Consider the following 11,108-nt stretch of genomic DNA (forward strand, 5'->3'; position numbering starts at 1 on the left):
GGGTCAGCCCAGGCCGTCCGCGCGCGAGGTCTGCGCCGACGCGCAAGCGCCAGTCGCGCGCTTCGCTGCGCAGCAGGCGCGCCGTGCGCCAGACGGCCCAGCACGTCAGCGCCATCCAGAACAGCACCGCCACGCGCACCGCTTCGTGCGGCGGCATGTCGGGCAGCGCCAGCGCGGCCAGCGCGCCCGTCCAGTACATCAGCGGGGGTTTTTCGACGAACGGCTCGAAGGCGACGTTGGGGACGACCCAGTCGCCACGCTCGATGATGTTGATGACGATGCCGAAGGAATACGGCTCGTCGGCCTTCCAGGGTGCGCGCCAGAACGTGCCCGCAACGAAATACGCGCACAGCATCAGCAGGACGACGGCACGCCAATGCCGCACCAGCAGTGCCGACAGGCGGCGCGGGCTGGCGTGCGTGCCTGCGTCTGCGGGAGCGATCGGCATCAGCGGGATGGAGCGAGGGGGCGCACCGGCGTCGGCAGGCATGGGAACGCGTTCAACGCTGCGGTACCGCGTCGCGTTGGTGCTTCTTGAGCTTGGAGCGGATGCGCGTCTGCTTGAGCGGCGAGAGGTATTCGACGAAGACCTTGCCCATCAGGTGATCCATCTCGTGCTGAATGCACACCGCCAGCAGGTCGTCTGCCTCCAGCTCGAAGGTTTCACCCTTTTCGTTCAGTGCGCGCACGCGCACGCGGGCCGGACGGTCGACCTTGTCGTAGATATCGGGCACCGACAGGCAGCCTTCGTCCCAGACCTTGTGCTCATCACTTACCCAGATGATCTCCGGGTTGATGAACACGCGCAGTTCGTCGCGCGATTCCGACACGTCGATGGTGATCACGCGCTCGTGCACGTCGACCTGCGTGGCGGCCAGGCCAACGCCGGGCGCCTCGTACATGGTCTCGGCCATGTCCGCCACGAGTTTGCGGATGCGGTCATCGACAACGGCGACAGGCTTGGCGACTTTGTGCAGCCGCGGATCAGGGTATTGCAGGATATTCAGTAGGGCCATGATGCTTGGCAACAACGGTTGCAGAAGGCCACGCTAACGAGGGGTTGCCTTCAATTGCGATCGCTTGGAATGTCATGCAGAATCGGGGGCGCTATCCGCCACATGGCTTAGGAAAAAGCCTGACGAATGTTGGATGTCATACCCCTCTTGCTGCGACGCAGAACTGCGTACAGCTGCGGCGGTGAGGCGTCGAACAGGCACGCGGACCACTCGCCGATTCTTCATAGAATAATGCGCCATCGTAACACACCGATGCTCTCTCAGCCCGCCATGCAAACCGCCACGAAAGCGCGCCAGCCTTACGTTTGCGCCCTGTCGGCGGTTGCCGCGGCAGCGCTTTTCTGCATGGGCGCCGCCCACGCCGCCGAGCGCACTGTGACGCCGGCGCAACAGGCGCAGGCCGCGACGGCTGCCCAAGCGGGCATCCCCGAATCCGAACTGTCCGCCACCGCGCCCGCGCAGTACACCGTGCGCCGTGGCGACACGCTGTGGGCAATCTCGGGCAAGTACCTCAAGCGGCCCTATCGCTGGCCCGAGCTGTGGGGCATGAACCGCGAGCAGATCCGCAACCCGCATCTGATCTATCCGGGCCAGATCCTGTATCTGCATCACGCCAATGGTCGTGCTTGGCTGTCGAGTTCGCCGGCATCGGCGGATGGCAGCACGGTGCGCCTGTCGCCGCATACCCGCGTGTCGGGACAGGATGGCGACGCCATCTCCAGCATTCCTTCCGCCGCCATCGAGCCCTTCCTGACCCAGCCTATCGTGGTGGATGAACAAACGCTGGCCACGCCGGCGCGCATCTTCTCGCTGCCCGAGGGCCGTGTTTATCTGGGCAAGGGCGAAAACGCCTACGCCCGCGGTTTGCCCGCAGGTGAAGGCGGCCAAGCCGGCGCCGAATGGCAGGCGTATCGCCCGGTCCGGCCGCTCAAGGACCCGGTGACCGGCAACGTGCTCGGCTATGAAGCAGACTTCCTTGGCACGCTGCGCGTGGTGCGCGCGGCGACCGGCCCGCAGGCGGTCACCAAGATGGAAGTGCTGTCGTCCAAGGAAGAAATGGGCGTCGGCTCGCAACTGATGCCGCTGCCCCCGCGCGTGCCGGTGCGCTATGTGCCGCATGCGCCGGAAGGCGACGTGCACGGCGCGGTCGCCAAGGTCACCGGCGGCGTGCGCTTTGGCGGCACCGACCAGGTGGTTGTGCTGAACATCGGCAGCCAGCAGGGGCTTGAGCCGGGCCACGTGCTGTCGCTGGCGCGCGCTGGCTCCGTCGTGAAAGACGCGACGGCCGGCAACGAGGCCGTGCAACTGCCCGCTGAGCGCTACGGCCTGGCCTTCGTGTTCCGTGTGTTCCCGCACGTGGCCTATGCGCTGGTGACGGACGCATCGAACGCCGTGGAAGTGGGCGACAGCGTCAGCAACCCGATGTCGCCGCAACCTTGAACTACGCGCTAACGCAGTCCTTGATTTGACCGATGCATCCCAGGTCGCGGCGCCCGCCGCGGCCGATTCGACAGCTTCCCTCTCCTGTACGCGCGATCCGGCCGAACTGGCCGCGTGGCTGCGTCTGACTGAAACCCCCAGCGTTGGTCCCGTTGCTGCGCGGCAGTTGCTCGCGGCCTTCGGCTTACCGCAAGACATCTTTGCCCAGCCATATGCCGCGCTCGCCAAGGTGCTGCCCGAGCGGCAAGCGCGCGCGGTGCTCGCCGAGCCCGACGACACGCTTGCGGCGCTGATCGAGCGTACCGTCGCCTGGGTGAACGAGCCCGGCAATGCCATCTTCACGCTGGCCGATCGCGGCTACCCGCCCCGCCTGCTCGAACTGCCGGACCCGCCGACCTTGCTGTACACCAAGGGTGACGCCTCCTTGCTGCGCGCCGCAGCGGTGGGCGTGGTGGGCGCGCGCAGCGCCACGGCAGCCGGCATCGACAACGCGCGGGCGTTTTCCCAGGCGCTGTCGGCAGCGAGCGTGACGATCGTGTCAGGCCTGGCGCTCGGCATTGACGCGGCGGCGCATGAAGGCGCGCTTGCAGGCCCGGGGAGCACCATCGCAGTCGTGGGTACGGGGCTCGATATTGTTTACCCGGCCCGCAATCGGGCGCTGGCGCATCGCATTGCCGAGGCTGGCGTGATCATCTCTGAATACCCGCTGGGGATGGGCGCACGCGCCGAGAATTTCCCACGCCGCAATCGTCTGATCTCGGGTTTGGCGCGCGGGCTGCTGGTGGTGGAAGCGGCGGCGCAGTCCGGCTCGCTCATCACCGCGCGGCTGGCGGCCGAGCAGGGGCGCGATGTGTTTGCGATTCCGGGGTCGATCCATTCGCCACTGGCCAAGGGTTGCCATCTGCTGATCAAGCAAGGCGCCAAGCTTGTGGAAACCGCCGCCGATATCCTCGATGAACTTGGCTGGGGGCGTGCTGCTGCGCCGGCCAAACGTGCGACGCGCGCGGCCACGGTCCAGGTAGCCGAGGCTGTGCCGGCTCCCGTCCGGGCGGCGCCGAGTGCCGCTGAAACGGCGCTACTCGACGCGCTCGGTTTCGATCCCGTCGATCTGGATACCTTGTGCGAGCGCACCGGTCAGGCTGCTGCTCCGCTATCCGCACAGCTTCTGGCGCTGGAGCTGGATGGCCGCGTTGAGCGTCAGCCCGGCGGGCGCTTCCTGCGGCTTCCGTGAAAGCGTGCCTACAATAAGCGCGACCCCTTCGTCACCCCGCTGGTCGCTTAGCGCCTTTTTTCATGCCACTGCTCTCGCCTGACATCGACGCCGCCACGCTGCACGCGCGCATGCGCTTGGGGCAACTGCTGGTGGCGTGCCTGTGCGCCGAGTGGTGCGGCACGTGCCGCAGCTATCGCAAGACCTTCACCGAACTCGCCGAGCGGCATCCGGAATGCTGCTTTGTCTGGGTCGATGTGGAAGACCACGCCGATGCGCTTGGCGATTACGACGTCGAAAACTTTCCGACCCTGCTGGTGCAGCGTGGGAACGATGTGTTGTTTTTCGGCCCTGTCTTGCCTCACGCAGGTGTTGTTGAGGGATTGCTTTCGCGTGATCTGGGCGTTGCTCCGGCGGTGCCATCGGCCCCGGACTTGCGAGGCTGGCTGCTGGAATTGGCGTGATCGCTGGTCTTGACAACACTAAGCGATGCATGCGCCACTCTATTGCGCCTGAAAAGGAACCGCGCTTATGATTGGCGGCCAAATTTGGGACCGACCGGTGATTGATGGCCTCCCAACGGGCGCGCTGACAAGCGCCCGCGGCACTTGAAGTCGGCAGGCGTTGCCATAAGACTCTAAAAAAAACACGCGAACGGTCGCTATAGAAAAGCGACTTCTTCTTTACCCGATTACTTGCGATCGCCAGGATCCGCTCACATGTCCAAGGCTCTCATCATTGCCGAAAAACCGTCGGTCGCCGCTGATATCGCGCGCGCGCTGGGTGGCTTCACCAAGCACGACGAGTACTTTGAGAGCGACGACTACGTCCTCTCGTCGGCGGTCGGCCACCTGGTCGAGATTGCTGCGCCCGATGAATACGAAGTCAAGCGCGGCAAATGGAGCTTCGCTCATCTGCCGGTGATCCCGCCGCACTTTGATCTGCGCCCGATCGCCAAGTCGGAATCGCGCCTGAAGGTGCTGACACGCCTGATCAAGCGCAAGGACGTGACAGGCCTGATCAACGCCTGTGACGCGGGGCGCGAAGGTGAATTGATCTTCCGCCTGATCGCGCAACACGCAAACACCAAGCTGCCGGTGAAGCGGCTGTGGCTGCAATCGATGACGCCGCAGTCGATCCGTGATGGCTTTGGCAAGCTGCGCAGCAACGAAGACATGATGCCGCTGGCAGATGCCGCACGCTGCCGTTCCGAGGCCGACTGGCTGGTCGGTATCAACGGCACGCGCGCCATGACCGCGTTCAACAGCAAGGGCGGCGGTTTCTTCCTGACCACCGTGGGCCGCGTGCAAACGCCCACGCTGTCGATCGTGGTGGAGCGCGAAGAGAAGATCAAACGCTTCGTCCCGCGCGATTACTGGGAAGTGCGCGCTGAATTCATCGCCGCCGCCGGCCTGTACGAAGGCCGCTGGTTCGACCCCAAGTTCAAGAAGGACGAGTTCGACCCCGAACGACGCGATTCGCGCCTGTGGAGCGAGGCCGAGGCCAAGAGCATCGTGGCTGCGTGCCGCGACAAGCCGGGCACCGTGACGGAAGAATCGAAGCCGTCGACACAGATGTCGCCGGCGCTGTTCGACCTGACGAGCCTGCAGCGCGAGGCCAACGGCCGCTTCGGTTTCTCGGCCAAGAACACGCTGGGCCTGGCGCAGGCGCTGTATGAAAAGCACAAGGTGCTGACCTATCCGCGTACCGATTCGCGCGCGCTGCCCGAAGACTACTTAGGCACGGTCAAGCAGACGCTGGACATGCTGGGCGAAAGCTCACCCAACTATCTGACGCACGCGAAGAAGATCCTCGCCAACCAGTGGGTCAAGCCGAACAAGCGGATCTTCGACAACAGCAAGATCAGCGATCACTTCGCCATCATCCCGACCCTGCAGGCACCGAAGAATCTGTCGGAGCCGGAGCAGAAGCTGTACGACCTGGTGGTGCGCCGCTTCTTGGCGGTGTTCTTCCCGGCGGCCGAATACCAGGTCACCACGCGCGTGACCGAGGTGGCCGGGCATCACTTCAAGACCGAAGGCAAGGTGCTGGTGAACCCGGGCTGGCTGGTCGTGTACGGCCGCGAGGCGCAAGGCGAAGATGCCAACCTCGTGCCGGTCGCCAAGGACGAGAAGGTCAAGACGGACAAGATCGAGCCGGTCGGCCTCACCACCAAGCCGCCCGCACGCTACAACGAAGCGACGCTGCTCTCCGCCATGGAAGGCGCCGGCAAGCTCGTCGACGACGATGCGTTGCGCGAAGCCATGGCAGGCAAGGGCCTGGGCACGCCAGCCACCCGCGCGGCCATCATCGAAGGGCTGCTGACGGAAAAGTACCTCGTGCGCGAAGGCCGCGAACTGATCCCGACCGCCAAGGCGTTCCAGCTGATGACGCTGCTGCGTGGCCTCGGTGTGGAAGAACTGACGCAGGCGGAGTTGACCGGCGGCTGGGAGCACAAGCTTTCCCTCATCGAGCGTGGCCAGCTGGAGCGCGACGAATTCATGCGCGAGATCGCGCAGATGACGCAGCAGATCGTCAAACGCGCGAAGGAATACGACAGCGACACCATCCCCGGCGACTACGCAACGCTTTCTACGCCGTGCCCGCAATGCGGCCACGTGGTCAAGGAAAACTACCGCCGCTTCGCCTGCAGCCACTGCGACTTCTCGATCAGCAAGATTCCGGGTGGCCGCCAGTTCGAGCTGGACGAGGTGGAAGAGCTGCTGACCAACAAGACCATCGGCCCGCTGCAGGGCTTCCGCAGCAAGATGGGCCGGCCGTTTGCCGCCATCCTCAAGCTGGCGCAGGAAGACGGTCACTGGAAGATGGAGTTCGACTTCGGCCAGAACGATGAAGACGATGGCGAGCCGGTCGATTTCTCCGGCCAGGAAAGCGTCGGCCACTGCCCGAAGTGCAACGGCAGCGTCTACGAGCACGGCCTGAAGTACGTCTGCGAAAACGCTGTGGCGCAGCCCAAGACCTGCGACTTCACCACCGGCAAGATCATCCTGCAGCAGGAGATCAGCCGCGAGCAGTTGGCCAAGCTGCTGGCCGAGGGCAAGACCGATCTGCTGACCGGCTTCAAGTCGGCGCGCACGGGCCGCAACTTCAAGGCGTTCCTGGTCAAGCAGCCGGACGGCAAGATCGGCTTCGAATTCGAGCCGCGCGGCGAAGGCAAGGGCAAGCCCGGCGCCAAGACCGCGGCGAAGAAGACGACCGCTGCGGCTAAAACGCCTGCCGCCAAGAAGGCGCCGGCCAAGACCGCAAGCAAGACGGCCGCCAAGAAGGCCCCGGCGCGCAAGAAAGCCACTGAAACCGAGGCTGACGAGGAAAGCACCAGCGAAACCTGATCGCGGTTTCGCAGGCACCAACGCAAACGGGAGGACACTGTCCTCCCGTTTTGCTTTAGCGATGGCGATGCAGTTTGGCTTATGCGGCTTCGCTCAGGCCTCGGCCGGCGCGCGCCTCGCTGTGCTTGACCTCCATCGCCTGGGCGAGCATGTAATCGATGAACGTGCGCACCTTTGTCGGCAGGAACTTGCGGCTCGGGTACACCAGCGACAGCGACCGATGCGGCAGCTTGTATTGCGGCAGCACGCGCACCAGGCGTCCGGACTCCAAATCCGGCCGGGCCATGTACGACGACAGAATCGCGATGCCCATGTCGGCGAGCACGGCGCGGTGCATCAGTTCGGCATTGCTCGTGACGAGCGAGGGCTGCACCGGCACCGAAATCGACTGGCCGTCGACGGTGCTCATCTCCCACTCGTGACGCAGTTGCGGGTGCCACATCGCAATGACGCGGTGCTCGGCAATGTCTTCGGCGCGCTGCGGCGTGGAATGCTGGCGGAGGTAGGCCGGGGTGGCCGCCATGACCATCTCGGCGGAAATCATGCGGCGTGCGACCAGGTGCGAGCCGAGGCCAAGTTCCGAGACCATGATGCCGACGTCGCGGCCATCCTCGACGATGTCGATCGGGCGGTCGGACAACGCCACGTCAAACGTCACTTCGGGATAGAGCTGCTGAAAGCGTGCGAGCAGCATCGGCAGCACGTGCAGTCCGAACATGACGGGGGCGACGATGCGCAGGCCACCGACCAGCGCCTGGCTGCGCGAAGTGGCCAGCGATTCCGCCTCGTCAATGTCGAGCAGGATCTGCGCACAGCGCTGCAGGTAGGTTTCGCCCACGTCGGTCAGCGACAGGCTGCGCGTGGTGCGGTTGAGCAGGCGCGTGCCGAGATGCGCCTCAAGGTCGGCCACGTAACGCGTGACCACGGCATTGCTCATCGACAGATGCTGGGCCGCCCGGGCGAAGCTGCCAAGCTCCACCACCTTGGAAAACACCCGCATCGACTGCAAACGATCCATTCCAGCCTCTCACATAATTTGTTGTCAAAAATAGAACAAATCTGTCGTGACAGCAAATGTTTAATAGTGGCACAAGCAATTCACTGCCTAGGGGCAATCCTTGAATGTGAGTACACGCTCATGTGAGAATCCTGTCCCAGTTGTGTTTGCGATGTTTTATTGCCAGGGCTGCGTATCCGACTTCTCACCGATTGACGCAACAGCAGATTTGCGCCGAGACTCTATACCGAGCGGTAGATTTTTTTTGGGGATTCGTCTTGCGCGAGGTCATGTTTGACCCAAATCATGGGTGGAACGCGGTTTTGCGCAAATCGGTGCGGCGGTGGCCAGATGGCTTCGCCATACTCGAACAATGGATGCCGCGAACCCTGACCCGCATGAGCGCCCCGCAACGAGGGCAGCCATCAGGGCCGATGTGTCGCCTTGCGATGCCGGCGGCCGAGGAGACACCACATGACCATCCAGAACCGTGAACCGGTCAACTATCTGGCGGGCGAGATGCCGCTGCACCGGTATTGCGCCCTCCATGCGCAGCAGACGCCCGAGCGCATCGCCCTGTTGTGGTACGGCCGCACGATCTGCTGGCGCGAGCTGGATCAGGCCTCAACGCGGCTGGCGGTGCAGTTGCAGCGACTGGGCGTGACACGCGGCGATCGCGTTGCGCTGTTTCTGCACAACTGTCCGCAAGCCATCGTGGCCCATCTGGCCACGGCCAAGCTGGGCGGCATCGTCGTGCCCTGCGGGCCGCTGTCGCGTCAGCACGAACTGCGTGACCAACTGGCCGATTGCGGCGCCAAGATTCTGGTGGCGGCGGCAGACCTGATGCCGATTGTCGAGGCCGCCCGGCCGGGCACGTCGGTCACGACCGTCATCACCACGCGCTATGCCGATCTGCAGCCTTCGCAGCCCGCGTGCCGCAAGGCGCTGGCCGTGCCGCCCGAGCTGATTGCCGCCGATGCCTCGTCTGCACCGCCGCTCAAGAACAAGCCGGGCGCCGCGCAACTTGATCTGATGCAGCTGATGGCTGAGCCCGTGGATGTGGCCGAGCGCGACGCCGTGGCTGCCATCCAGGTGAGCCTGGACGACGTTGCGCTGATGGTCTACACATCTGGCACCACCGGCCGCCCCAAGGGCGCCATGCTTACGCATCGCAACGCGCTGTATAAGACCGCCGTTACGGTGCAGGTCAGCGGGATCCACGCTTCGGACGTGATGCTGGCGGTGGCGCCGCTGTCGCATATCGCGGGCATGCTGATGGGCATGAACGTGATGCTGTATTCCGGTGCGACGACCATCCTGCTTTATCGGTTCGATCCCCTGGCCGTGCTGCAGGCCATCGACCGCTACCGCGTGACACGCTGGTACAGCATGACGCCAATGAACCTGGCGGTCATGGCGCATCCGGACGCGGCGCAATACCGCATGGAATCCTTGGTGGCCAACCCATGCACCAGTTTCGGTGTCACGCTGACCGAAGCCATTGCCGAGCAGTGGCGTGCTTTTGCCGGCCCCCAGTGCCGCATCTACGAAGCCGCCTATGGCCTGTCGGAAACCCACACCTGCGACGCCATCACGCCTGCCGATGCCCCGCGCTGGGGTTGGCACGGCAAGATCGTCCCGCAGACTGAGGTACGCATCGTCGACCCGCATACCGGCGCCGAACTGCCGCCCGGCCAGGCCGGCGAAATCACCATCCGCAGCCCCGGCGTGTTCCGCGGCTACTGGCAGCGCGACGAGGCCACGCGCGCCGTCCTGCACAACGGCTTTCTGCGCACCGGCGATATCGGCCAGGTCTCGCCCGACGGCTACCTGCAATGGCAGGGCCGCATCAAAGAGATGATCAAGGTGTCGGGCTACAGCGTGTTTCCTGAAGAGGTCGAGGCGCTGCTGTCGCGCCACCCGGGCATCCGCCAAGTGGCCGTGACCCCCATCCCCGATCCCGACAAAGGTGAAGTCGTGTGCGCGCACGTGGTGCCGATGAACGGCGTGACGCTCTCGGAAGCCGAGCTGATTGCCTGGTCGCGCGACAACATGGCGCCGTACAAGGTGCCGCGGCGCGTGAAGTTCCATGATGCGCTGCCCGCTACCGCAACGGGCAAGGTGTTGCGAAGGTTGCTGCGCGAAGAAGCCATCGCCGCCTGAAAGCAAAACGGCCACCAAATTCTGGCGGCCGTTTTGTCAGGTCTGCACGAAGCGTTTCTGCCGGGCGATGCTCATCAGGATGCCGATGCCCATGCCCAGCGTGACAAGCGCCGTCCCCCCGTAACTGATGAGCGGCAGCGGCACACCCACGACAGGCAGGATGCCGCTCACCATGCCCATGTTGACGAAGGCGTAGGTGAAGAAGATCAGCGTGATCGACCCGGCCAGCAGGCGCCCGAACAGCGTACCCGCGTTGGCGGCAATAAAGAGCCCACGCAAGATCAGCAGCAGATACAGGAACAGCAGCACGCCGTTGCCCACCAGCCCGAACTCCTCCGAATACACCGCGAAGATGAAGTCGGTGTGCTTCTCGGGGATGAACTCCAGGTGGGTTTGCGTACCCTTCAGCCATCCCTTGCCTGTCACGCCGCCCGAGCCGATGGCGATGATCGACTGGATGGTGTGGAAGCCCTTGCCGAGCGGGTCGGTGGTCGGGTCGAGCAGCGTACACACGCGGTGTTGCTGGTAGTCGTGCAGGATCGGCCAGTTCACGCCCGGGGCGCAGATGCGCGACTCGAACGACACCACCAGCGTGATCGCCGTGACTGCAATCACCAGCACCGGCACGATCAGCCGCCACGACAGCCCGGCAAAGTAGATCACGTAGATGCCTGCCGCCAGCACCAGAAGCGCGGTGCCCAGGTCCGGCTGCTTGGCGATCAATCCCACAGGAATCAGCAGCAGCAAGGTTGCCGCCAGATAGTCATACCAGTGGATCACGCCCTCACGCTTCTGGAAGTACCACGCCAGCATGAGCGGCATGGCGATCTTCATGATCTCGGAAGGCTGTACCACCACGCCGATATTGAGCCACCGCCGCGCGCCCTTGCGGATCAGTCCGAACGCCGCCACGCCAATCAACAGCGCCACGC

The 11,108-nt window shown here is 64.4% G+C and carries 9 protein-coding genes; 5 read left to right on the forward strand and 4 right to left on the reverse strand.

The genetic code is table 11. The annotated features are described in order from the left end of the window. Positions 1-490, reverse strand: a 490-nt coding sequence (locus tag ACCD03_RS24955) for an ArnT family glycosyltransferase (protein WP_413413229.1), incomplete at its 3' end; no start/stop codon positions are given. Positions 491-500: 10 nt separating this feature from the next. Next, on the reverse strand, positions 501-1,016 hold the full coding sequence (gene def, locus ACCD03_RS24960) for a peptide deformylase (RefSeq protein ID WP_024977067.1): 516 nt from the start codon (positions 1,014-1,016) through the stop codon (positions 501-503). Positions 1,017-1,268: 252 nt separating this feature from the next. Between def and ACCD03_RS24965 the strand changes: the two genes are divergently transcribed. The 4 genes from ACCD03_RS24965 to ACCD03_RS24980 all read left to right on the forward strand — a co-directional run bounded on the left by ACCD03_RS24965 (position 1,269) and on the right by ACCD03_RS24980 (position 7,016). Then, a complete protein-coding gene (locus ACCD03_RS24965) occupies positions 1,269-2,456 on the forward strand; it encodes a LysM peptidoglycan-binding domain-containing protein (protein WP_325649165.1) in 1,188 nt (395 codons plus the stop codon). Positions 2,457-2,481: 25 nt separating this feature from the next. Continuing rightward, positions 2,482-3,687: a DNA-processing protein DprA gene (gene dprA, locus ACCD03_RS24970; RefSeq protein WP_325649158.1), complete on the forward strand. Its 1,206-nt coding sequence runs from the start codon at positions 2,482-2,484 to the stop codon at positions 3,685-3,687. A 62-nt stretch (positions 3,688-3,749) separates the two neighbouring features. After that, positions 3,750-4,130, forward strand: a complete 381-nt coding sequence (locus tag ACCD03_RS24975) for a thioredoxin family protein (RefSeq protein WP_325649160.1) — start codon at positions 3,750-3,752, stop codon at positions 4,128-4,130. A gap of 255 nt (positions 4,131-4,385) precedes the next feature. After that, positions 4,386-7,016, forward strand: a complete 2,631-nt coding sequence (locus tag ACCD03_RS24980) for a DNA topoisomerase III (RefSeq protein ID WP_316677749.1) — start codon at positions 4,386-4,388, stop codon at positions 7,014-7,016. Positions 7,017-7,095: 79 nt separating this feature from the next. Here the strand turns inward: ACCD03_RS24980 and ACCD03_RS24985 are convergent, their stop codons facing one another. Then, positions 7,096-8,034, reverse strand: a complete 939-nt coding sequence (locus tag ACCD03_RS24985; RefSeq protein WP_325649163.1) for a LysR family transcriptional regulator — start codon at positions 8,032-8,034, stop codon at positions 7,096-7,098. A gap of 453 nt (positions 8,035-8,487) precedes the next feature. On the opposite strand from ACCD03_RS24985, the gene ACCD03_RS24990 reads away from it, so the two are divergent. Continuing rightward, positions 8,488-10,176 (forward strand): AMP-binding protein, encoded by a 1,689-nt coding sequence (locus ACCD03_RS24990; protein ID WP_316677747.1) that lies wholly within the window; start codon positions 8,488-8,490, stop codon positions 10,174-10,176. Between the two features lie 36 nt (positions 10,177-10,212). On the opposite strand, the gene rodA is transcribed toward ACCD03_RS24990, so the two are convergent. Continuing rightward, positions 10,213-11,108: rod shape-determining protein RodA (rodA, locus tag ACCD03_RS24995; protein WP_413413230.1), on the reverse strand; the 896-nt coding region annotated here is incomplete at its 5' end.

It is taken from the genome of Ralstonia sp. Ralssp135 (assembly GCF_047304345.1).
GTDB classification, from domain to species: domain Bacteria; phylum Pseudomonadota; class Gammaproteobacteria; order Burkholderiales; family Burkholderiaceae; genus Ralstonia; species Ralstonia chuxiongensis.